The sequence below is a fragment of the Streptomyces sp. NPDC044064 genome (genome assembly GCF_056434245.1).
Map to the genome: position 1 here is coordinate 511221 of NZ_JBWKFN010000001.1, position 21146 is coordinate 532366.

Consider the following 21146-nt stretch of genomic DNA (forward strand, 5'->3'; position numbering starts at 1 on the left):
AACCTCGTATGAGTTCCATGACCGCCGCGACCCGCTTCTCCGTCCTCGACCGTTCCCGCACCCGTGCGGGCAGGCCGCCCGGCGAGGCGCTGCGGGACACGCTCGCGCTGGCGCGGGAGGCGGAGGCGCTCGGCTACCACCGGTTCTGGGTGTCGGAGCACCACGGTGTGCCCGGGGTCGCCGGGTCGGCGCCGACGGTGCTCGCCGCCGCCGTGGCCGCGGCGACCCGCACGGTCCGGGTCGGCACCGGCGGGGTGATGCTGCCCAACCACCGGCCCCTGGTCGTGGCCGAGCAGTTCGGCGTGCTGGAGTCGCTCTTCCCGGGCCGGATCGACATGGGGCTCGGCCGTTCCGTGGGCTTCACGGACGGTGTCCGCAAGGCACTCGGGCGGGACAAGGACGACGCCGAGGACTTCGCGGCGCAACTGGGCGAACTGCTCGGCTGGTTCGAGGGCACCTCGCCGACCGGGGTGCACGCCCGCCCGGCGGAGGGCCTGCGGGTGCCGCCGTTCGTGCTGGCCATGGGCGAGGGCGCGCGGATCGCGGCCCGCGCCGGCCTGCCGATGGTCATCGGCGACCTGCGGGGCCGCGAGAAGATGCTGCGCGGCATCGACCAGTACCGCTCCGAGTTCCGCCCCTCCCCGTGGGCGTCCGAGCCGTACGTGATGATCTCCGGCACGATCGCGGTGGCCGGCACCCCGGAGGCCGCGCGGCGGCTGCTCGTCCCGGAGGCCTGGGCCATGGCGCACGCCCGGACCCACGGCACCTTCCCGCCCCTGGCCCCGGCCGAGGAGATCGAGGCCCGGGCGATGACCGCGAAGGAGCGGGACTTCTACGAGGCCGGTCTGGCCGGTCACCTCGCCGGCACCGGGGACCAGGTCGGGCACGAGCTGGAGACGGTGCTGAAGGAGACGGGCGCGGACGAGGTCCTGGTCACGACCAGCTCGTACGACCGTACGGCGCTGCTGGACTCCTACCGCCGCCTGGCCGCCCTCTTCGCACCCCGCGGCTGAGCGGCTCAGCCCTGCACGTCGGCCGGCCGGTCCGCGCGCATCACGATGGCGCCGTCCGCCGCGTCCACCACGGCACGGTCGCCCGCTACGAGTTGCCCGGACAGCAGCATGTCGGCCAGGCGGTCGTCCACCTCGCGCTGGATGGTGCGGCGCAGCGGGCGGGCGCCGAAGTCGGGCTGGTAGCCGATGTTCGAGAGGAGTTCGGCGGCCGTGTCGGTGACCTCCATCGCAACGTCCTGGGCGTGCAGGCGGCGCCGGGTGTGCTCCAGCAGCAGGTCGACGATCTGGCGCAGCTGGGTGCGGTCCAGGCCGCGGAAGACGATGATCTCGTCGATGCGGTTGAGGAACTCGGGCCGGAAGTGCTGCTGGAGGGCGGGCATGACGGCGTCGCGGACCTTGGCGTAGTCCTCGGTGCCGGCGGCCAGGATGCGGTCGGCACCGATGTTCGACGTCATGATGACCACGGTGTGCTTGAAGTCGACCGTGCGGCCCTGGGAGTCGGTGAGCCGGCCGTCGTCCAGGAGCTGCAGCAGGGTGTTGAAGACGTCCGGGTGCGCCTTCTCCACCTCGTCCAGCAGCAGCACGGTGTACGGCTGCCTGCGCACCGCCTCGGTGAGCTGGCCGGCCTCCTCGTGGCCGACGTATCCGGGAGGCGCCCCGACCAGGCGGGAGACCGTGTGCCGCTCCTGGAACTCGCTCATGTCGAGCCGGATCATGCGGCTCTCGTCGCCGAAGAGGGCGGTGGCCAGGGCGCGGGCCAGCTCGGTCTTGCCGACTCCGGTCGGGCCGAGGAACAGGAAACTGCCGATGGGCCGATCGGGGTCGCTCATGCCGGCGCGGGCGCGGCGCACCGCGCGGGCGACGGCCGTGATCGCCTCGTCCTGGCCGACGACCCGCTCGTGCAGGTGCTCCTCCAGCTTCATCAGCCGTTCCCGCTCCTCCTCGGTGAGCTGGGAGACGGGGATGCCGGTGGTGCGGGAGACGACCTGGGCGATGTCCTCGGCGGTGACCTTCGGGACCTGTTCCTCAGCCTTGCCGGCGGCGGCCAGCTCGGCCTCGGCCTCCTTGATCCGGTCACGCAGGTCCTTGGCGCGCTCGTACTCCTCGTCGGCGACCGCCTGGTCCTTCTCCCGGTTCAGGGCGGCGATGCGGTCCTCGACGTCGCGGGTGTCGGCCGGCGGGGTCCGGGCGCGCAGCCGGACCCGGGCGGCGGCCTGGTCCATCAGGTCGATGGCCTTGTCGGGCAGGAAGCGGGAGGTGATGTAGCGGTCGGACAGCTCGGCCGCGGCGACGACCGCCTCGTCGGTGATGCGGACCTGGTGGTGGGCCTCGTACCGGTCGCGCAGGCCGCGCAGGATCTCGATGGTGTCGTCCACGCTGGGCTCGCCGACCAGGATGGGTGCGAAGCGGCGCTCCAGGGCGGCGTCCTTCTCGATGTGCCTGCGGTACTCGTCCACGGTCGTCGCGCCGATCAGGTGCAACTCGCCTCGGGCCAGGGCGGGTTTGAGCATGTTGCCCGCGTCCATGGCGCCCTCGCCGCCGCCTCCGGCACCGACGACGGTGTGCAGCTCGTCGAGGAACAGCACCAGTTCGTCGGCGTGCTCGCGGACTTCCTCCAGCAGCTTCTTCAGCCGCTCCTCGAACTCGCCCCGGTACTTGGTGCCGGCCACCATCCCGGCCAGGTCCAGCGAGACCAGCCGCTTGCCCTCGAGGGTCTTCGGCACGTCCCCGGCGACGATGCGCTGGGCAATACCCTCGACCACGGCCGTCTTGCCGACGCCGGGGTCACCGATCAGGACGGGGTTGTTCTTGCTGCGCCGGGAGAGGACCTCGATGGTCTGTTCGACCTCCTCGTCACGCCCGATCACCGGGTCGAGGCGGCCCTGACGGGCGTCCTCGGTGAGGTCGCGGCCGTACTCGTCGACGGTCGGCGTGCTGCTGGGCTTCTTCCGCTCGGCGGAGCCCTCGGAGGGCAGCCTGGCCGGCTCCCAGCCGCCCTCGCCGAGCGCCTGCCCGGCCGCCGACTCCGGGTTCGCGGCGAGCGCGCGCAGGATGTGACCGGGGCCGATGTAGGAGTCGCCCTCGGCGCGGGAGATCTGGTAGGCGTCGAGCAGGGCGCGCTTGGCGGACGGGGTGAGGGTGTTCGGCTCCGTCTTCTCGCCTCCGTTCGCGCCGGTGCCGAGCTGCTCGCGGATGCGGTCGGGGTCGGCGCCGGCCTCGGTGAGCAGGCGCCGGGTGGACTCGCCCCGGGTGGCGGCGGCCAGCAGATGCCGGGCGTCGAGTTCCTCGCTGCCCTCGATCGCGGCGATGTCCCTGGCCTCGGCCACCAGGTCCCGGGCACGTTCGGACAGCAGACTTCCGATGTCGACGCGCTGCGGCCGGCGGGCGGACGCGGCCGGGCCGCCGCTGCCGAAGAACCGGGACATCAGCTCGTCGAACTCCTCGAACGGGCTGCGTCCGAATCCGAAACCGGGAGTGCTCATGAGGGCAGGCCTTTCTGCGGCGGCAGGCGTCCGTATCCCCCAAACTCGCACATAAGGGTCACCCGTGCACTCGCGCCTCCACGGCGGGCCCATGCGCCGCGCTCTCGCCCCGCGCGCCCCCGCCCGCCGAGATGCGGGCCACGCCCCGGCCGGAGACCCTGGAAGACGGAGCGTCTATCCCTCAGGAGGGATGCCATGTCCATGCTGGACAAGATCAAGGGCATGCTCAAGGGCCACGAGGACGTGGCGAACAAGGGCATCGACAAGGGCGGCGACTACGTCGACGAGAAGACCCAGGGCAAGTACCAGCCCCAGGTCGACACGGCCCAGCAGAAGCTGAAGGACGAGCTGGGAAGCCAGGAGCGGGACACCCCTCCGCACCCGTAGCCGGGACCCGTCGGGCTAGAATCGCGGGGTTTGTCCCCGCCCCGGCAGGCCCGTACGGAGTGTCCCCCCGATGCAGAGCCCCCATGATCCGTACGACCCCTACGTCCGTGTCCGCGGTGCCCGCGAGCACAACCTCAAGGGTGTCGACGTGGACATCCCGCGGGACGTACTGGCCGTGTTCACCGGCGTGTCCGGCTCGGGGAAGTCGTCACTGGCGTTCGGCACCGTGTACGCCGAGGCACAGCGACGCTACTTCGAGTCGGTCGCGCCGTACGCGCGTCGGCTGATCCACCAGGTCGGGGCGCCCAGGGTCGGCGAGATCACCGGGCTGCCGCCGGCCGTCTCCCTCCAGCAGCGCCGCTCGGCACCCACCTCCCGCTCCTCCGTGGGCACGGTCACCAACCTCTCCAACTCCCTGCGCATGCTGTTCTCGCGCGCCGGTGACTACCCGCCCGGCGCCGAGCGGCTCGACTCGGACGCGTTCTCCCCGAACACGGCGGCCGGCGCCTGCCCGGAGTGCCACGGCCTCGGCCGGGTGCACCGCACCACCGAGGAGTTGCTGGTCCCCGACCCCTCGCTGTCGATCCGCGAGGGCGCGATCGCCGCGTGGCCCGGAGCCTGGCAGGGCAAGAACCTGCGCGACATCCTCGACACGCTCGGGTACGACGTGGACCGGCCCTGGCGCGAACTCCCGGCCGAGCAGCGGGAGTGGATCCTCTTCACCGACGAGCAGCCCGTCGTCACGGTCCACCCGGTGCGGGACGCCGACCGGATCCAACGGCCGTACCAGGGCACGTACATGAGCGCGCGACGGTACGTCATGAAGACGTTCTCCGACACCAGGTCACCGACCCTGCGGGCGAAGGCGGAGCGCTTCCTGACCGGCGCGCCGTGCCCGGTGTGCGGGGGCAGCAGGCTGCGGCCCGAGGCTCTGGCGGTCACCTTCGGCGGCCGGACCATCGCCGAACTGGCCGCGCTGCCCCTGACCGACCTGGCCGGACTGCTCGACGGGGGAACCGAGACGGCCCGGGTCCTCACCGACGACCTGAAGTCCCGGATCGTGCCGGTGGCCGAACTGGGCCTCGGCTATCTCAGCCTGGACCGGGCCACCCCCACCCTGTCCGCGGGAGAACTGCAACGGCTGCGGCTCGCCACCCAGTTGCGCTCCGGGCTGTTCGGCGTGGTCTACGTGCTGGACGAGCCCTCGGCGGGACTGCACCCGGCGGACACCGAGGCCCTGCTCGCGGTGCTGGACCGGCTCAAGACGGCCGGCAACTCGGTGTTCGTGGTCGAACACCACCTGGAGGTGGTGCGCGGCGCGGACTGGCTGGTGGACGTGGGTCCCGGCGCGGGCGAGCACGGCGGACGGGTGCTGTACAGCGGCCCGGTGGCCGAGCTGGCCTCGGTCGAGGAGTCGGCCACGGCCCGCTACCTGTTCGACGAGGCCCCGGGCCCGGCGCGTGAGGTCCGCGAGCCGCACGGCTGGCTGAAGGTGGGTCCCGTGACCCGGCACAATCTGCGCGGGGTGACGGCCGAGTTCCCGCTGGGCGCGTTCACCGCCGTGACCGGTGTGTCCGGCTCGGGGAAGTCCACGCTCATCGGCGAGCTGACGGAGGACCTGGCCGGGGTCGGCCGTCTGGTCCGGGTGGACCAGCGGCCGATCGGGCGCACTCCGCGCTCCAACCTGGCCACCTACACCGGCCTGTTCGACGTCGTACGGAAGGTGTTCGCCGCCACCGACGCGGCGCAAGAGCGCGGCTACGGCGTCGGGCGGTTCTCCTTCAACGTGGCCGGAGGGCGCTGCGAGACCTGTCAGGGCGAGGGGTTCGTCAGCGTCGAGCTGCTGTTCCTGCCGAGCACGTACGCGCCCTGCCCGGACTGCGCGGGTGCCCGCTACAACCCCGAGACCCTGCGGGTGACGTACCGGGGACGGAACATCGCCGAGGTCCTGGACCTCACCGTCGAGGACGCGGCCGGGTTCTTCGCGGACACCCCGGGTGCGGCCCGCAGCCTGGGCACGCTGCTCGACGTGGGCCTCGGCTATCTGCGTCTGGGCCAGCCCGCCACCGAGCTGTCGGGCGGGGAGGCCCAGCGGATCAAGCTGGCGAGCGAGCTGCAGCGCGGCCGCCGCGCCCACACCCTCTACCTGCTGGACGAGCCGACGACCGGTCTGCACCCGGCCGACGTCGAGGTGCTGATGGACCGGCTGCACGGGCTGGTGGACACCGGGCACACGGTGGTCGTGGTCGAGCACGACATGACCGTGGTCGCCGAGGCGGACTGGGTGATCGACCTCGGGCCGGGCGGCGGCGACCGGGGCGGCCACGTCGTGGCGGCCGGGCCGCCGCAGCGGGTGGCGCGGGCGGCGGGCAGCGCCACGGCGCCCTATCTGGCCCGGGTCATGCCCTGACGCGGCGCGGCCTGCGGCTCCAGCAGGACCACATGGGTCCAGGCGGCCTCGGAGGCGACCGGCTGGGCGGCACGCGCGAGGGACCGGCGGTCGGGCTGGGCACCGGGCGGTATCACCGGCCGGACGTCCACCTCGGCCACCAGGCCCCGCGCGCGGGCCACCCGCCACAGGGAGGCCAGCAGGGTGTCCTCGCCGACGAACGCGGCCGCGGTGCTCGCGGCCCCTTCCCCGTCCTGGCGGTAGCGCAGCCGGACCGGCTGCACGGGCACGCCCGCGTCCAGCGCGGCCTGGAAGACGGCCCGGTGGAAGCGGCCGTGCGCCCGCCCGCACCAGGTGCTGCCCTCGGGGAAGGCGACCACGGCCGCGCCCTCCCGCATGGCGTGCGCGATCCGGGCGACCGTGTCGGGCAGCGCGCGCAGCCGGTCGCGTTCGATGAAGACCGCCCCACCGTGCGCGGCCAGCGCCCCCGCCACGGGCCAGCCGCGGATCTCGGTCTTGGCGAGCATCCGGGCCGGGCGTACGGCGGCCAGCAGCGGGATGTCCAGCCACGAGACGTGGTTGGCGACGAGCAGCAGACCGCCGGCCGGTGCGGTGGTGCCGGTGAAGCGGACCCGGACCCCGATGGCCCGCACGATCGACCGGCACCACCACCTGACCCACTCGGCGGGGATCCTCCGCCGCAGGCGGGGGAACGCCCAGCCGAGCAGGGCCAGCACGATCCCGGCCAGCACCAGGACCGTGACCGCGACGAGCCGCAGCACGGCACGGGGTACGGCCGCGGCGGGTGCGGCCGGCTCCACGCAGGCGCCCGGGGTGCAGGGCGCGCTGGGCAGCCAGACGCTCATCAGGCCGGCACGAGGGAGAGGAAGTGCTTCAGATAGCGCGGGTTGACCCGGCGCATCGACAGCAGCACGTACAGGTCGGCGACCCCGAAGTCCGGGTCGTGCGCGGGCTCCCCGCACACCCAGGCACCGAGGCGGACGTAGCCGCGCAGCAGGGCCGGCAGTTCCATGCGGTCGGCCGGAACCTCGGCGCCCGGGACCCACGGCAGCAGCGGCCGTACCCGGAACTCCTCGGGCGCCAGGTGCTTGGCGCGCACCCGGTCCCAGGTGGCGGTGGCCAGCACGCCGCCGTCGGCGAGCGGCACGGAGCAGCAGCCCGCCAGCCACTCGTGGCCCCGGTCGACCATGTACCGGGCTATCCCGGCCCAGATCAGGCCGATGACGGTGCCGTCGCGGTGGTCGGGGTGCACGCAGGAGCGGCCGACCTCTACCAGGCCGGGCCGGATCCCGTCGAGCGGGGCGAGGTCGAACTCGCCCTCCGAGTAGAGCCGGCCGGCGACCGCGGCACGCTCCGGCGGCAGCAGCCGGTAGGTGCCGACGACCTGCCCGGTCACGGTGTCGCGCACGAGCAGGTGGTCGCAGTACGCGTCGAACGGGTCGACGTCGAGGCCCGGCTGCGAGGTGGCCAGCAGGGCGCCCATCTCTCCGGCGAAGACGTCGTGCCGCAGCCGCTGCGCGGCACGGACGTCGGCCTCGTCACGGGCGAGGGTGACGGTGTAGCGGGTGGGTGCCGCGGGCTGCGGAGGACGGTCGAGCGTGGTGACGCCGGTCATGGCTCTCTCCATGGTCACGGGCCGGGGTCGGCGGGAGCGGCAGAGCGGCGGTCCGCGCTGCCGGTCCTGTTCTTCCGACGCCGGTTGGCGTACACGTGACAGCCGGCCGGAGAGCGGGTGTGGGCTTGTTGAACGGCGTGGGCGACGGTGCCGGCGGAAAACCAGACGGGGCCGGAAGGAGCACCTCTCCCGACCCCGCCCGTCCGCCTGCTGGTCGGCGAACGTCTTCTCCGGTGGCTAGCGCTTGGCCACCTTGCGGGTGGCCCGCAGCCACTCCTTGTTCATGCTCGTGATGGACACCAGCGGAATCCCCTTGGGACAGGCGGTCGCACACTCACCCGTCAGCGTGCAGCCGCCGAACCCCTCCGCGTCCATCTGCGCAACCATGTCCAGCACCCGCGTCTCCCGCTCGGGCGCCCCCTGGGGCAGCACGTTGAGGTGGTTGACCTTTGCGGAGGTGAACAGCATTGCCGCACCGTTCGGGCAGGCCGCCACGCACGCTCCGCAGCCGATGCACTCGGCGTGCTCGAACGCGAAGTCGGCGTCCGCCTTGGGTACCGGGGTGGCGTGGGCCTCGGGCGCGGAGCCGGTGGGGGCGGTGACGTAGCCGCCGGCCTGGATGATCCGGTCGAACGCCGACCGGTCCACGACCAGGTCCTTGATCACCGGGAAGGCCGAGGCGCGCCACGGCTCGATGTCGATCGTGTCGCCGTCCTCGAAGGACCGCATGTGCAGCTGGCAGGTGGTGGTGCGCTCGGGGCCGTGCGCGTCGCCGTTGATGACGAGCGAGCAGGCGCCGCAGATGCCCTCGCGGCAGTCGTGGTCGAAGGCGACCGGGTCCTCGCCCTTGAGGATGAGTTCCTCGTTGAGGGTGTCGAGCATCTCCAGGAAGGACATGTCGGAGGAGATGCCGTCCACCTCGTACGTGGACATGGTGCCTTCGGCGTCGGCGTTCTTCTGCCGCCAGACGCGCAGGGTGAGCTTCATGCGTAGCTCCGCTGGGTGGGGTGGACGTACTCGAAGACCAGGTCTTCCTTGTGCAGGGTGGGCGCCTCGCCGGTGCCGGTGAACTCCCAGGCGGCCGCGTACGAGAACTCCTCGTCCCGGCGCGCGGCCTCGCCGTCCGGTGTCTGCGACTCCTCGCGGAAGTGGCCGCCGCAGGACTCGCCGCGGTGCAGCGCGTCGAGGCACATCAGTTCGGCGAGCTCCAGGTAGTCGACGATGCGGTTGGCCTTCTCCAGCGACTGGTTGAACTCCTCGCCGGTGCCCGGGACCTTGATGCGCCGCCAGAACTCGGCACGGATCTGCGGGATCCGCTCCAAAGCCTTGCGCAGGCCCGCGTCCGTGCGGGCCATGCCGCAGAACTCCCACATGAGTTCGCCGACCTCGCGGTGGAAGGAGTCGGGGGTGCGGTCGCCGTCGACGGACAGGAGCAGGTCGATCCGGTCCTCGGTCTCGGCCAGCACCTCCTGGACGACCGGGTGTTCGGCCGTCACCGCCTCCTGGTGCGGGTTGCGGGCGAGGTAGTCGTTGATCGTCGACGGCAGGACGAAGTAGCCGTCGGCGAGACCCTGCATCAGGGCGGAGGCGCCGAGGCGGTTCGCGCCGTGGTCGGAGAAGTTGGCCTCGCCGATCGCGAACAGGCCGGGGACGGTCGTCTGCAGGTCGTAGTCGACCCACAGGCCGCCCATCGTGTAGTGCACGGCGGGGTAGATCCGCATCGGCACCTCGTACGGATCCTCGTCGGTGATCCGCTGGTACATGTCGAAGAGGTTGCCGTACTTCGCCTCGACCGCCTCGCGGCCCATCCGCTTGATCGCGTCCGCGAAGTCGAGGTAGACGCCCTGGCCGCCGGGGCCGACTCCCCTGCCCTCGTCGCAGACGTTCTTCGCGGCGCGGGAGGCGATGTCGCGCGGGACCAGGTTGCCGAAGGAGGGGTAGATGCGCTCCAGGTAGTAGTCGCGCTCGTCCTCGGGGATCCGGTTCGCCGGCCGGTCGTCGCCCTTGGCCCTGGGCACCCAGATCCGGCCGTCGTTGCGCAGCGACTCGCTCATCAGGGTGAGCTTGGACTGTTGGTCGCCGGTGCGCGGGATGCAGGTGGGGTGGATCTGTGTGAAGCAGGGGTTGGCGAAGTAGGCGCCGCGCCGGTGCGCCCGCCAGACCGCGGTCGCGTTGGAGTTCATGGCGTTCGTCGACAGGTAGAAGACGTTGCCGTAGCCGCCGCTCGCGAGTACGACGGCGTCGGCGAAGTACGTGTCGATCTTCCCGGTGACGAGGTCCCGCGCCACGATGCCGCGCGCCCGCCCGTCCACGACGATCAGGTCCAGCATCTCGGTGCGCGGGTGCATCTCCACGTTCCCCGCGGCGATCTGCCGGGACAGCGCCTGGTAGGCGCCCAGCAGGAGCTGCTGACCCGTCTGGCCGCGGGCGTAGAACGTACGGGACACCTGGACGCCGCCGAAGGAGCGGGTGTCGAGCAGGCCGCCGTACTCGCGGGCGAAGGGCACGCCCTGCGCCACGCACTGGTCGATGATCTCCACGGAGATCTGCGCGAGCCGGTGCACGTTGGACTCCCGGGCCCGGAAGTCGCCGCCCTTGACGGTGTCGTAGAACAGCCGGTGGATCGAGTCTCCGTCGTTGCGGTAGTTCTTCGCCGCGTTGATGCCGCCCTGCGCGGCGATCGAGTGGGCGCGGCGCGGCGAGTCCTGGTAGCAGAACTGGACGACGTGGTAGCCCTGTTCGGCGAGGGTGGCGCCCGCCGAGCCGCCGGCCAGGCCGGTGCCGACCACGATGACGGTGTGCTTGCGGCGGTTGGCGGGGTTGACCAGCTTGGCCTCGAAGCGGCGCTTGTCCCAGCGCTCACGGATCGGGCCGGAGGGGGCCTTGTCGTCCGCCACGGGCTCACCGGTGGCGTATTCGGTGTAGGTCATGTCAGCTCACCACTCCGGTCATGACGCCCACGGGTACGGCGATGAAGCCGGCCGTGAGCAGCAGCGCGAGGACGTCGGCGACGGTCTTCAGGGCGCGGTCGCGGGCCCGGCTGCCGACGCCGAGGGTCTGGGCGGCGCTCCAGAAGCCGTGCCGGATGTGCAGGCCGAGCGCGAGCATCGCGACGATGTAGATGACGTTGCCGTACCAGGTGGAGAAGGTGTCCACCACGTTCTGGTACGGGTGGCCCTCCTGGAAGCCGCCGGAGTGCACGGTGCCGGTGGTCAGGTCCAGGAGGTGCCAGACGATGAACAGGCCGAGGATGATCCCGCCCCAGCGCATGGTCCGCGTGGCGTAGCCGGCCCGCGGCTTTCTGTGCACGTACTTGCTGGGCCGTGCCCTGATGTCACGGCGGCTGAGCTGGTAGGCGGACGTGGCGTGGGCGACCACGGCGACGACGAGGACGATCCGGATGAGCCAGAGCGTCCACTCGTAGTGCATGAACGGTTCGCCGACGGTGCGCAGCCAGTGGGCGTAGTGGTTGAACTCGCCCGCCCCGAAGTAGATTTTCAGGTTCCCGATCATGTGCGCGACCAGGTACAGCAGCATGATCACACCGCTGACGGCCATCACCGTCTTCTTGCCGACGGTGCTGTCCCACACGGTGCGTGCCATGGACGGCCGTCGGTCCGTCCGCGTTGCCAGAGCCATGGAACAGCACGCTAGGGGCGAGGGACCTGATCGGTCCAAGACATGGTCCAGCTTGTTTCCATAGACAAGGACTATCCTGTAACCGTGCAGTTCCAGCAGCTTCAGTACTTCGTGGCCGTGGCCGAGACCCGGCACTTCACCCGGGCCGCCGAGCTGGTCCATGTCGCCCAGCCGTCCCTGTCGCAGCAGATCAAGGCACTGGAGCGGGAGCTGGGCGCGGACCTGTTCCTGCGGGCCCGGGGCAACATCACGCTCACCGACGCGGGCGAGGCGCTGCTGCCGCTGGCCCGGCGGATCCTCGCGGACGCGGACACGGCACGGTACGAGGTGCAGGAGCTGGTGCAGCTGCGGCGGGGCCGGGTGCGCCTCGGTGCGACGCCGAGCCTGTGCACCGGCCTGCTGCCGGACGTCCTGCGCGCCTTCCACGACCGCTACCCCGGCATCCAGCTGCTGATCGAGGAGGGCGGCTCGCACGACCTGGTGCGGGAGCTGGCCCGCGGCGCCCTCGACCTCGCCCTGGTCGTCCTGCCGCTGCCGACGCCCGCGCCCGCGCTGACCACGGTGGAGCTGCTGCGGGAGGACCTGGTGGTGGTGTCCTCACCGGAGGTGCGGGCGCCGGGCACCTCCGGTGAGGGCGGCCGGGTCGTGCGCATCGCCGACCTGGAGAGCGAGCGTCTGGTGATGTTCCGGCACGGCTACGACCTCAGGGAGCTGACCGTCGCGGCGTGCCGGGCCGAAGGGTTCGAACCGGATTTCGCCGTGGAGGGGGGCGAGATGGACGCGGTGCTGGGGTTCGTGCGGTCCGGGCTGGGTGTCGCGGTCGTTCCGCGCATGGTCGCGGCGCGGACCGGGCGTGGGCTGCGGGTGACTCCGCTGGCCCGGCCGGGATTGCATCGGACCATTGCGCTGGCCCACCGCAGCGATGTGGCTCCGCCCCGGGCCGCTCGGGAGTTGCAGCGGATGTTGCTCGAGCGGTGACTGTCGGTTCGGCTTGTGGGGGGTGCGCCCCCCCACCACCGGCTCAGCCCGTCGCGTCCACCAACGCCAGGTCGTGCAGCCTCTCCGGTGGGCCCGGCCTCGCGTAGTACCAGCCCTGGGCCGTGTCGCAGCCCAGTATGCGGAGTTGTTCGGCCTGTGCGCCTGTCTCCACGCCCTCCACCGTGACCGCCAGGTCGAGGCTGTGGGCCAGGGAGACGATGCCCTCGACGATCTTGAGGTCGACGGGGTCGGCCGGGAACTGCTGCATGCCCTGGGTGAAGGAGCGGTCCAGTTTGAGGATGCTCACCGGGAGGCGGCGCAGGTTGGCGAGGTTGGAGTAACCGGTGCCGAAGTCGTCGAGGGCGATGTCGACGCCCATCTCGGCGAGTCTGCGCAGAGGTTTGAGGAGGTCGTCGTCGGCGCCGATCAGAGCCGACTCGGTGACCTCCAGGCAGAGGGCGTCCGGGGCGACGCCCGCGCGCTCGAGGATCTCCACCGTGTCCTGGACCAGGCCGGGATGGCTCAGCTGGCACGGAGAGAGGTTGACGTTGATGCGCAGAGGCCCGGCGGCCGTCTGATCGCCGTATCGTTCGCGCCATTCGCGGGCCTGCCGGATGGACTCCTCCAGGACCCAGCGGCCGAGCGGCACGATCAGGCCCGTGTGCTCGGCGAGCGGGATGAAGCGGTCGGGGCCGAGGACGCCGTGCTGCGGGTGCAGCCAGCGGACCAGCGCCTCGGCGCCGCGGACGCTGCCGTCGCCGAGGTGGACCAGGGGCTGGTACTCGATGAAGAACTCGCCGCGTTCCAGTGCCGTGGGCAGAGCCGTGGTCAGGCCGTGACGGGTGATCGCCCGGGCGTCCGCCTCGGGGTCGGCCAGCTCGGAGCGGTTGCCGCCCGCCGACTTCGCCCGGTACATGGTGATGTCCGCGCTGCGCAGGATCTCCGCCGCGGTGCGCTCGCCCGCCGGGCCCTCCACGATGCCGAGGCTGCCGCGTACCAGCAGGTCACGGCCGTCGATGCTGATGGGTGTGACGAGCGCGTTCATGATGCGCTCGGCGAGTTCGTCGACCCCCCGCTCGGTGCCGGGGCCGGTGGTCAGCGCCACGAACTCGTCGCCGCCGAGCCGGGCGACCATCTCGCCGGGCGCGGTCGCGCAGGACTGCAGCCGATCGGCGACCTCCACCAGCAGCCGGTCGCCGGCCGCGTGGCCGAGGCTGTCGTTGACGGTCTTGAAGCCGTCCAGGTCGAGGTAGCACAGGCCGAAGCGCTGGCCCTCGCCGGCGCCCAGCGCCTTCTCCAGGCGCTCGAAGAACAGGGTGCGGTTGGGCAGTCCGGTGAGCGCGTCGTGCGTGGCCTCGTAGCGCAGCCGGAGGTTGAGCAGGCGGCGCTCGGTGGTGTCCTCCATGAGGGCCAGCTGGTACTGCGGGTCGCCGTCGGCGTCGCGCAGCAGGGAGACCGTGAGGTTGGTCCACAGGACCGTGCCGTCGGGGCGGTTGAACGCCTTCTCGACGTGGTAGTGCTCGCGCTCGCCGCGGACGAGTTCGTCGTACAGCTTCCAGGTCTGGGGCGCGTCCTCGGGGTGCGTCCACTCCATGACGTTGCGGCCCCGCACGTTCGTCCCGGAGCCGCCGAACATGCGCAGCAGCGCCTCGTTGACCTGGAGCACGTTGCCCTCCAGGTCGGCGATGCCGATACCTATGGCCGCGCCCTCGAAGACCGCCCGGAAGCGGGCCTCGCTGGCGTGCAGCGCCTGGGCCACGATGCCCTGGGCCTGCAACGCGGCCTGGGCGATGGCCTCCTGCTCGGCGAGGGTGCGCTCGCGCAGGGCCTGCGCGTACCCGGCCGCCATCGCGTGCTGCAACCGCGAGGAGCGCATGCGCAGTTCGTCCTGGGGGCCGTCCTCGCCGCAGTAGAGGACCAGGTAGGCGTCGACGCAGTCCAGGGTGCGGGTGAGCGTCTCGGGGTCGGTGCAGTGCGCCTCGACCAGCGCGGCGCCGACCGCCTTGGCCTCCTCCGAGTCGAAGCTGCGGGCCCGCAGCAGGCCGCTCAACCGGCGTGCGAGCGGAAGGAGTTGTTCCGCGAACTCCGCGCGGGTCAGCGACGTCGAGGTGACCGGGAAGACCGCCCGGCTCCAGATCGTCGTCAGCCGGCGCAGTCTGTCCTCCGGCCCGTCCGGTTCCCCGCTCACGCCGTGCGCCCCACGCCGGCGAATCCGGAGAAGGCGTACGGATCCTCGTCCTCCGGTGCCGACTCCGAGCGCCAGTGCGGCATCGGCACCAGTCCGGGTTCCACCATGTCGTACCCCTCGAAGAACCGCGCGATCTCCTCGCGCGAGCGCATGATCAGCGGGTTGCGAATGTCCTTGTACACGTCCACCGCACCCTCGGCCCGCTCCGCGGGCAACGGGATTCCCTCGTACGAGGCATGGGTGAGGATCAGCAGGCTGCCGGGCGCGAGCGCCTCGCGCAGCTCGGCCACGGCACCGTACGGGTCGTCCACGTCTTCCACGAAGTGCAGTATGGCAACGAGAAGGAGGGCTACTGGCCGATTCAGGTCGATCAGGCTCTCCAGTTGGGGGCTGGAGAGGATCTCCTGGGGCTTGCGCAGGTCGGCGGCGATCACGTCGGCGTCGGCGTTGCCCGCCAGCACCGCCTGGCTGTGCGCCACCGCCACCGGATCGTGGTCCACGTAGACGACACGGGCGCCCGGTGCGGCCGCCTGAGCCACCTCGTGGACGTTGCCGAAGGTGGGGATACCGGAGCCGATGTCGAGGAACTGGGTGATGCCCTCGTCGGCCGCGAAACGCACGGCCCGGCGCATGAAGGCCCGGTTGGCCTGCATGATCTTCGGCAGGCCCGGCATGAACTCCATCGCCTTGCGGGCCGCCTCGCGGTCGACCTCGAAGTTGTGCGAACCGCCCAGGTAGAAGTCGTAGATACGCGAAACGCTCGGCACCGAGATGTCGATGCTCCGTGGGGCCCAGGCGGGACGCTCCATGTATCTCTCCAAGGCGTAGGCGACAGGTCGAGGCGATCCGGTGTTCGAGCTGAGGCTACTGATCGCCCGCCAAAGGAGCGACCCGAACCGGAAATTGACCGTCCGTTCCCGGTCACTGCCTGCGGCAAGTGCGCAGCCGGCCCCGCCGTGTCACGGCCCCACGAAAACAGCGGTCCGCCCCCTCCGTGCGGTGCGGAGGGGGCGGACCTTCGATCGGGCGCCGGGGGCGGGGCGATCGACCCTGGGGAGGTGATCTCTACTTGCCCGGCGCGCCGATCGGCTTGCCGTCGGGCGAGACGGCGTACCAAGTGCCGCCCACACCCTGACCGTTGGTGTCACCGGGAGCCTTGTCACCGGAGAAGGTGTAGATGGGCCAGCAGTTGACGGTCATCTGCTTCTCACCGTCGGGGCGGGTGAAGCCCATCAGGCCCTTCTTCTGGACGCCCTTGGTGTCCTCGGGCTTGACCGGGGCGACCGCGGGCCACTTCTCCAGGCAGGCGCCGGTGCAGTTCGAGATGACCTTCGGCCACGCCTTGTCCTTCAGGAAGCGGTAGACCGTCATGCCGTTCTTGTCCACGATGACGTCGCCCAGCTTGGGGTCCTTGCGGACGGACAGACCGGGCAGGGAGGCCAGCGAGGCCTTCTTGCCGTTGGGCGCGAGCGCGAACCACTTGCCGCCCACGCCCTGGCCGTTGACGTCACCGGAGTTGACGTCCTTGGCGTAGCGGTAGGCGGGCCAGCCGCCGATGGTCAGCTGCTTGGTGCCGTCGGCGCGGGTGACCTCGCCGAGCAGCGCCTTGTCGATGCCCTGACCGGCGGTGGCGTCGTCGGCGGGCACCGGCGGCCAGGTGGTGGCGCAGTCGCCGTCACAGTTCGACTTGGGCGGATTGGCGGTGTCCTTGTCGAACCGGTAGAGGGTCAGGCCGGAGCCGTCGGTCAGCACATTGCCCAGTTCGGGGTTGCCGACCACGCTCAGCTTGCCCGCGGGCGCCGCCGGGCTCGGGGAGCTGGAGCTCTGGTTGCCGTCGGCGCCGTACCCGTTGCCGGCACCGGTGCCGGTGGCGGCTCCGCCTCCCGGGTTGCCGTAGTCACCCGCCGCGGCCGTGGCCCCGACATTCTGGGCCGCCGATGCCGGCGTGGTGCTGTTGTCCTGACCGCACGCCGTCGTCAGCGCCAGCACCGAAGCGGCCGTGGCCACCAGTGAGGCGGTCCGCCAGGAGGTCTTCATCGCCAACTCCCAAAATTCGCCTGGATATTGCAGCGCCCTGCTGCGCCGCCGCACGGCCATGGGTACGCGGCGAAGGGGTCGGAGTGTTCAACGGGGACGCGAAATTCTTTCGGGATCCTGTGACGAGCACCGTTCGCGGGGAGTCGCGCAGGCGCACATATCGGCCAGTTGGTCAGCTTCGGATCTTCAAACCATTGATCGCCATTTGTCACCCCTTCGGATCAATCCGGACGCACTCCGGAGTACGACGGCGCTCCGCGCCCCATGATCTCCGTCGTGCATGGACCCGAAGTGACCCGATGTGCGCCCGCCACCCGGGTGTTGGCCCTTCTGGCACTGACCTGGACCCTGGTGGGCTGCCCGGTCGGGACCGCGTCGGCCGACGCCTGCGCGTCCGCCTCGACGGGCCCGGACGGCACGGTGGCCGTGGCCGTGGCGGGCGGCGGCGACCACTGGCCGACGCCGCCGCCGTGCCCGAAGCCCACGCCGCCGCCGTGCCCGCCCACACCGACGCCCACCCCCACGCCGACGCCCACGCCGAAGCCGACCCCGTCGCCGAAGCCCACGCCCCGGCCTGCGCCCACTCCGAAAGCCCCGCCGAAACCGAGGCCGAAGCCCCCCGCCCCGGCGCCACCCGCACCCCGGCCGACGCCGACCCCGCCCCCGACGCCCCGGCCCGACCCGAAGCCGCGGCCCAAGCTGTCGCCCAAGGCCCGTCCGCGGCCCTCCGTGACCCCGGTGAGCTACCCGGCGTACCACCCCCGGTCGACCAGCCACCAGGCGCCCGACCACACGTCGCCGGTCACCTACGTCCTGCTCATCACCGTTCCCGCGATCGTCGCCGTGGCGGCGTTGCGCCCGCGCTGACGCGCCGGCCGCTCACTTCTGGAGGCACCTGTTGTCGGATTGGCTTGTTCTCGTCCTCGCGATGCTGGGGGCCTGTGCCGTGGTGGTCGTCATCACGCTCGTACGGCACAAGAGGGCTCCCGACGACGAGGACCCCAGCGAGACCCCCGACGTCATCGAGTACATGACGATGTGGATCGGCGTCGTGTACGCCATCGTCCTCGGTCTCGCCATCGCGGGCGTGTGGGAGGCACGCAGCGCCGCCGAGGACCATGTGCAGGCCGAGGCCCAGGCGCTGCACGAGATCTCGGAGCGGGTGCGGGTCTATCCGCCGGACGTCCGTGACCGCATCCGCGGCGATGCGGACACCTATGTCCAGTACGTGGTGACCACCGAGTGGAAGTCGATGACCGACCACGGTCGCGTCACCGGGCACGGTACGGAGCTGCTGGCGACGCTCCGCCACGACGTGACGGACTATCAGCCGAAGAACGACTTCGAGGCGCAGGCCTACCAGCCGCTGCTGGACCAGATGGCCGCCGCGGACCAGGCGCGCAACGCGCGCGCCGACTCGACCGGGGCGACGATGCCGGGCGTGGTGTGGTTCGGGCTGATCACCGGGGCGGTCGTCACCGTCTGCATGGTCTTCGCGCTGCAGATCCGGCGCAGCCGGCGCGAGTTGATCCTGGCCGGGGTCTTCTCCGCGACCATCGCCTTCATGCTCTTCCTCATCTGGGACTTCGACGCGCCCTACAGCCGGGGCATCGCGGCGAGCGCCGAGCCGTTCCTGAACCTGTTCCCGCACGTCAGGGGTTGACCACGGACAGGCCTTCGCCCCGGTCCCCTGAGGGAGCCGGGACGAAGGCGTGTCTTGCGCGCGCTCCGCGGAACGGGGTCCGGGGCCCCGGTCAGACCCACCTCTCCGGGCGGCGGCGCATCAAGGACATGCCGCCTCCGAGTACCGCCGAGGCCACCAGACCGCCGCCGATGGCCATGTCGGCCGGCGTGGCACCGCTGGTGACGCTGCCGCCGAGTCCGCCCTGGACGGCGCCGAGCACGGTGAAGGCGTTGGGGCGGGTCAGGGTGCGGCCGTTGCAGTTCACCGTGATGTCGTAGCGGCCGGGACGGGCGTTGCGGTCGACGGTGGCGATGCCGCGCGAGGTGTCGTCACTGATCGCTGTCAGCTGGGTCGTGCGGAAGGCGTCCGAGGACGCCGTACCGCCGCGGCAGCCGTCCACGGTGACGGCGATCCGGCCGCCCGCGGCGATCATGCTGGGCGTGGCGAGGATGTTGCGGGGGTTGCCGTCGCCCCGGCCCCCGTGGTTGTCCCCATGGCCGAAGTCGTCACCGCGGCCGCCGAAGTCGTCACCTCTTCCGTTGTTCCCGCCCCGTCCGTTGTTGCCCCTGTCGAAGTTGTCGCACCGGCCGTTGCCACCCCGACCGGAGTTGTCGCCCCGTCCGTTGTTGTTCCCCTGGCAGAAGTTGCCGTTGTTGTTCCCGAACCCGTTGCCGAAGCCGTTCCCGATGTTGCCGTTGCCCGGGATGGTGATGACGGTGTTCGAGCCGCCTCCGCCGCCCATGCCGTCCGCTACGGCCACGGGGGCGGCCGGCCCCAGTACGGCGATCGCTGCGCACGCGGCCGCCAGGGCACGTTGGTTTCGCATGTGAACCTCCGCGGGAGGCACTCCGGGTCCCGTACCCGGACTATCGGCGAGAAGGCACCTCCCGGCAGAACCCTCCGACGCCCGGAACACGCCCGCACGTCGAGAATGGTCCGTCCTGGTGAGCGGACACGCCACGGGATAACCACACAATCGGATATTGCCGCAGGTCACAGACCGTCAGAAAAATCCTTTCGGCTGCAACTCGTATGGCGGACCAACAGGGTGACGGACCACCCGTTCGCCCGCTGCCCCGTCATCGCCCGCTCGTACGGGACTTAGCTTTTTCCCATGCGAATGTCTGCGTCCGTGCTGGCCGAGCTGGCCGAGGAGGAGGAGCTGCGGCGGAAGCGCGCCCCCTGGGGCGTGATCGCGCTCGTCCTGCTGTCCGGCCTGGCGCTCATTCGGAATGGTTCCGGAGAATTCGACGTCGGGCCACCGCAACCGGCGTCGGCGGCGGCTGCGACGGCCGAGGGCGGTACCGCCCCGAGCCCGTTCGCGAGCGGCCCCGCCGCCCTGCCGTTCGCCGCCGCCGACCGGATCCGGATCCCCTCGATCCGGATCGACGCGCCCGTCACGCCCGTCGGCCTGGACGCCCAGGGCTGGGTCGGCGCTCCGCCGCCGGAGGACCCCAACCTGGCGGGCTGGTTCACCGGTTCGGTCTCGCCCGGCGAGAAGGGCACCTCGGTCGTCGTCGGGCACGTCGACAACAAGCAGGGCCCCGCCGTGTTCTACGGCCTCGGAGCCCTGCAGAAGGGAAGCCGGGTCGACGTCGTGCGCAAGGACGGGAGGACCGCGGTGTTCGACGTCTACGGAGTCGAGGTGTTCGCGAAGAACAGCTTCCCGAGCGACCGGGTGTACGGCTCCAAGGGCACGGCGGAACTGCGGGTGATCACCTGCGGCGGCGGCTTCTCGAAGCAGAACGGCTACGACGGGAACGTCGTCGTGTTCGCCCGCCTGGCCTCGGTCGAGTGAGCCGTGGTGGCCGGGCGGGCGAGTGCCCGGTCACGAAGGGCGGCGGGGCGGCACGGTGAGGTGGTAGCCGGAGTCCAGCAGATAGGGCAGGTACTCGCGGATCGCGTGGACGCTCTGCGACCGGTCGCCCCCGGCGTCGTGGGAGAGCACCACGACGCCGGGAGCGGCGCCGCTCTCCACCCGGCCGACGATGGTGCCCGTGCCGGGCGTCTCCCAGTCGGTGGTGTCGACGGTCCAGGCCATCGGCTCCATGCCCATGTCGGCGCCCAGTTGGAAGGCCGCGCGGTTCCAGGCTCCGTAGGGTGCGCGGAACCACTGGGGCCGCTCCCCGTAGGCGTCCTCGATGACGTCGGTGGTCCGCTCCATCTCAGAGCGGATCTCCCGGCGGCTGAGGGTGGTCAGCAGCGGGTGCGTGTAGGTGTGGTTGCCGACGACATGCCCCTCCTCGGCCATCCGGGCCAGCAGTTCCTTGTTGTCGACGGCCATCTCCCCGCACACGAAGAACATGGCCCGCACGTCGTACTTGGCGAGGGTGTCGAGAATGTGCGGGGTGTAGCGGGGGTCGGGTCCGTCGTCGAAGGTCAGCATCATGTGCCGGCTGCGTCCGGAGATCTGCAGGATGGGCTCGTGGCGTTCCTTGAGCTTGCGCGGCGCGGCGCGCGGCGGGCCGTATCCGGTGAGCGGCTGGAGACGGAAGGCGGAGGGTTTGAGCGCCTGGAGAGCCGGTGCGCCGGCGACCGGTGCGGCGATGCGGGCCACCTCGTCGTCGCCCTCCGCCATGACGATTCCGGCGGTGCCCGCGGCTCCCAGAGCGACGGCCGAGGCGAGAAGCATCCGGCGCCGAGTGAACAACTGATCCTTCTGCATGACTCATCACTCGCCCCGCAGGCCTCCGGCGCACCACAGCGACACCG

18 protein-coding genes and 1 pseudogene are annotated in these 21146 nt (G+C 71.5%); 7 read left to right on the forward strand and 12 right to left on the reverse strand.

Annotated features, from left to right (window positions below):
* Positions 1 to 8 precede the first annotated feature (8 nt).
* Positions 9 to 1013 (forward strand): MsnO8 family LLM class oxidoreductase, encoded by a 1005-nt coding sequence (locus tag AC07DS_RS02320; protein ID WP_479141862.1) that lies wholly within the window; start codon positions 9 to 11, stop codon positions 1011 to 1013.
* Positions 1014 to 1018: 5 nt separating this feature from the next.
* Here the strand turns inward: AC07DS_RS02320 and AC07DS_RS02325 are convergent, their stop codons facing one another.
* Positions 1019 to 3496 (reverse strand): ATP-dependent Clp protease ATP-binding subunit, encoded by a 2478-nt coding sequence (locus AC07DS_RS02325; protein ID WP_479141864.1) that lies wholly within the window; start codon positions 3494 to 3496, stop codon positions 1019 to 1021.
* A gap of 195 nt (positions 3497 to 3691) precedes the next feature.
* On the opposite strand from AC07DS_RS02325, the gene AC07DS_RS02330 reads away from it, so the two are divergent.
* Together AC07DS_RS02330 and AC07DS_RS02335 are read left to right on the forward strand one after the other, a co-directional pair.
* Positions 3692 to 3883, forward strand: coding sequence for an antitoxin (locus tag AC07DS_RS02330; protein ID WP_479141866.1), 192 nt, complete (start codon positions 3692 to 3694; stop codon positions 3881 to 3883).
* A 70-nt stretch (positions 3884 to 3953) separates the two neighbouring features.
* On the forward strand, positions 3954 to 6293 hold the full coding sequence (locus AC07DS_RS02335) for an ATP-binding cassette domain-containing protein (RefSeq protein WP_479141868.1): 2340 nt from the start codon (positions 3954 to 3956) through the stop codon (positions 6291 to 6293).
* Here the strand turns inward: AC07DS_RS02335 and AC07DS_RS02340 are convergent.
* The 5 genes from AC07DS_RS02340 to AC07DS_RS02360 all read right to left on the reverse strand — a co-directional run bounded on the left by AC07DS_RS02340 (position 6269) and on the right by AC07DS_RS02360 (position 11511).
* A complete protein-coding gene (locus AC07DS_RS02340) occupies positions 6269 to 7138 on the reverse strand; it encodes a lysophospholipid acyltransferase family protein (RefSeq protein WP_479141870.1) in 870 nt (289 codons plus the stop codon). The genes AC07DS_RS02335 and AC07DS_RS02340 overlap by 25 nt on opposite strands.
* Entirely contained in the window at positions 7138 to 7908 is a 771-nt protein-coding gene (locus tag AC07DS_RS02345; protein ID WP_479141873.1) for a GNAT family N-acetyltransferase, read from the reverse strand. Before AC07DS_RS02345 ends, AC07DS_RS02340 begins: the two co-directional genes overlap by 1 nt.
* 237 nt (positions 7909 to 8145) lie before the next feature.
* The gene (locus tag AC07DS_RS02350; RefSeq protein ID WP_479141875.1) at positions 8146 to 8895 is read right to left on the reverse strand and encodes a succinate dehydrogenase/fumarate reductase iron-sulfur subunit; all 750 of its coding nucleotides are present in this window, start codon (positions 8893 to 8895) and stop codon (positions 8146 to 8148) included.
* Positions 8892 to 10838, reverse strand: a complete 1947-nt coding sequence (locus tag AC07DS_RS02355) for a fumarate reductase/succinate dehydrogenase flavoprotein subunit (protein WP_479141877.1) — start codon at positions 10836 to 10838, stop codon at positions 8892 to 8894. Before AC07DS_RS02355 ends, AC07DS_RS02350 begins: the two co-directional genes overlap by 4 nt.
* Before the next feature lies 1 nt (position 10839).
* Complete coding sequence (locus tag AC07DS_RS02360) at positions 10840 to 11511, reverse strand: succinate dehydrogenase (protein ID WP_479142142.1); 672 nt, start codon at positions 11509 to 11511, stop codon at positions 10840 to 10842.
* A 120-nt stretch (positions 11512 to 11631) separates the two neighbouring features.
* Here AC07DS_RS02360 and AC07DS_RS02365 point away from each other — a divergent pair, with 120 nt between their 5' ends.
* Positions 11632 to 12525, forward strand: a complete 894-nt coding sequence (locus AC07DS_RS02365) for a LysR family transcriptional regulator (protein ID WP_479141880.1) — start codon at positions 11632 to 11634, stop codon at positions 12523 to 12525.
* A 43-nt stretch (positions 12526 to 12568) separates the two neighbouring features.
* Here AC07DS_RS02365 and AC07DS_RS02370 read toward each other — a convergent pair whose 3' ends face one another.
* From AC07DS_RS02370 to AC07DS_RS02385, 4 genes are all read right to left on the reverse strand, one after another.
* Positions 12569 to 14713: a putative bifunctional diguanylate cyclase/phosphodiesterase gene (locus AC07DS_RS02370; RefSeq protein ID WP_479141882.1), complete on the reverse strand. Its 2145-nt coding sequence runs from the start codon at positions 14711 to 14713 to the stop codon at positions 12569 to 12571.
* Positions 14710 to 15522: an SAM-dependent methyltransferase gene (locus AC07DS_RS02375; RefSeq protein ID WP_479141884.1), complete on the reverse strand. Its 813-nt coding sequence runs from the start codon at positions 15520 to 15522 to the stop codon at positions 14710 to 14712. The genes AC07DS_RS02370 and AC07DS_RS02375 overlap by 4 nt, the downstream gene beginning before the upstream one ends.
* Positions 15523 to 15778: 256 nt before the next feature.
* Positions 15779 to 16750, reverse strand: a complete 972-nt coding sequence (locus tag AC07DS_RS02380; protein WP_479141886.1) for an SCO0930 family lipoprotein — start codon at positions 16748 to 16750, stop codon at positions 15779 to 15781.
* A 221-nt stretch (positions 16751 to 16971) separates the two neighbouring features.
* A complete protein-coding gene (locus AC07DS_RS02385) occupies positions 16972 to 17460 on the reverse strand; it encodes a hypothetical protein (protein ID WP_479141888.1) in 489 nt (162 codons plus the stop codon).
* A 28-nt stretch (positions 17461 to 17488) separates the two neighbouring features.
* Between AC07DS_RS02385 and AC07DS_RS02390 the strand changes: the two genes are divergently transcribed.
* Together AC07DS_RS02390 and AC07DS_RS02395 are read left to right on the forward strand one after the other, a co-directional pair.
* Entirely contained in the window at positions 17489 to 17617 is a 129-nt protein-coding gene (locus AC07DS_RS02390) for a hypothetical protein (RefSeq protein ID WP_479141890.1), read from the forward strand.
* A 31-nt stretch (positions 17618 to 17648) separates the two neighbouring features.
* Positions 17649 to 18413: a bestrophin-like domain gene (locus AC07DS_RS02395; protein ID WP_479141892.1), complete on the forward strand. Its 765-nt coding sequence runs from the start codon at positions 17649 to 17651 to the stop codon at positions 18411 to 18413.
* A 91-nt stretch (positions 18414 to 18504) separates the two neighbouring features.
* On the opposite strand, the pseudogene AC07DS_RS02400 reads toward AC07DS_RS02395, so the two are convergent.
* A pseudogene (locus tag AC07DS_RS02400) lies at positions 18505 to 18906 on the reverse strand (hypothetical protein); the annotation flags it as partial.
* 648 nt (positions 18907 to 19554) lie between these two features.
* On the opposite strand from AC07DS_RS02400, the gene AC07DS_RS02405 reads away from it, so the two are divergent.
* Entirely contained in the window at positions 19555 to 20232 is a 678-nt protein-coding gene (locus AC07DS_RS02405) for a class F sortase (protein WP_479142144.1), read from the forward strand.
* A 30-nt stretch (positions 20233 to 20262) separates the two neighbouring features.
* Here the strand turns inward: AC07DS_RS02405 and AC07DS_RS02410 are convergent, their stop codons facing one another.
* The gene (locus AC07DS_RS02410) at positions 20263 to 21099 is read right to left on the reverse strand and encodes a polysaccharide deacetylase family protein (RefSeq protein ID WP_479141894.1); all 837 of its coding nucleotides are present in this window, start codon (positions 21097 to 21099) and stop codon (positions 20263 to 20265) included.
* Positions 21100 to 21146: the final 47 nt, after the last annotated feature.

Coding starts and splice junctions, on each gene's coding strand:
- AC07DS_RS02320 (WP_479141862.1), top strand. CDS start 9: ATGAGTTCCATGACCGCCGCGACCCGCTTCTCCGTCCTCGACCGTTCC.
- AC07DS_RS02325 (WP_479141864.1), bottom strand. CDS start 3,496: ATGAGCACTCCCGGTTTCGGATTCGGACGCAGCCCGTTCGAGGAGTTC.
- AC07DS_RS02330 (WP_479141866.1), top strand. CDS start 3,692: ATGTCCATGCTGGACAAGATCAAGGGCATGCTCAAGGGCCACGAGGAC.
- AC07DS_RS02335 (WP_479141868.1), top strand. CDS start 3,954: ATGCAGAGCCCCCATGATCCGTACGACCCCTACGTCCGTGTCCGCGGT.
- AC07DS_RS02340 (WP_479141870.1), bottom strand. CDS start 7,138: ATGAGCGTCTGGCTGCCCAGCGCGCCCTGCACCCCGGGCGCCTGCGTG.
- AC07DS_RS02345 (WP_479141873.1), bottom strand. CDS start 7,908: ATGACCGGCGTCACCACGCTCGACCGTCCTCCGCAGCCCGCGGCACCC.
- AC07DS_RS02350 (WP_479141875.1), bottom strand. CDS start 8,895: ATGAAGCTCACCCTGCGCGTCTGGCGGCAGAAGAACGCCGACGCCGAA.
- AC07DS_RS02355 (WP_479141877.1), bottom strand. CDS start 10,838: ATGACCTACACCGAATACGCCACCGGTGAGCCCGTGGCGGACGACAAG.
- AC07DS_RS02360 (WP_479142142.1), bottom strand. CDS start 11,511: ATGGCACGCACCGTGTGGGACAGCACCGTCGGCAAGAAGACGGTGATG.
- AC07DS_RS02375 (WP_479141884.1), bottom strand. CDS start 15,522: ATGGAGCGTCCCGCCTGGGCCCCACGGAGCATCGACATCTCGGTGCCG.
- AC07DS_RS02380 (WP_479141886.1), bottom strand. CDS start 16,750: ATGAAGACCTCCTGGCGGACCGCCTCACTGGTGGCCACGGCCGCTTCG.
- AC07DS_RS02405 (WP_479142144.1), top strand. CDS start 19,555: ATGTCTGCGTCCGTGCTGGCCGAGCTGGCCGAGGAGGAGGAGCTGCGG.
- AC07DS_RS02410 (WP_479141894.1), bottom strand. CDS start 21,099: ATGCAGAAGGATCAGTTGTTCACTCGGCGCCGGATGCTTCTCGCCTCG.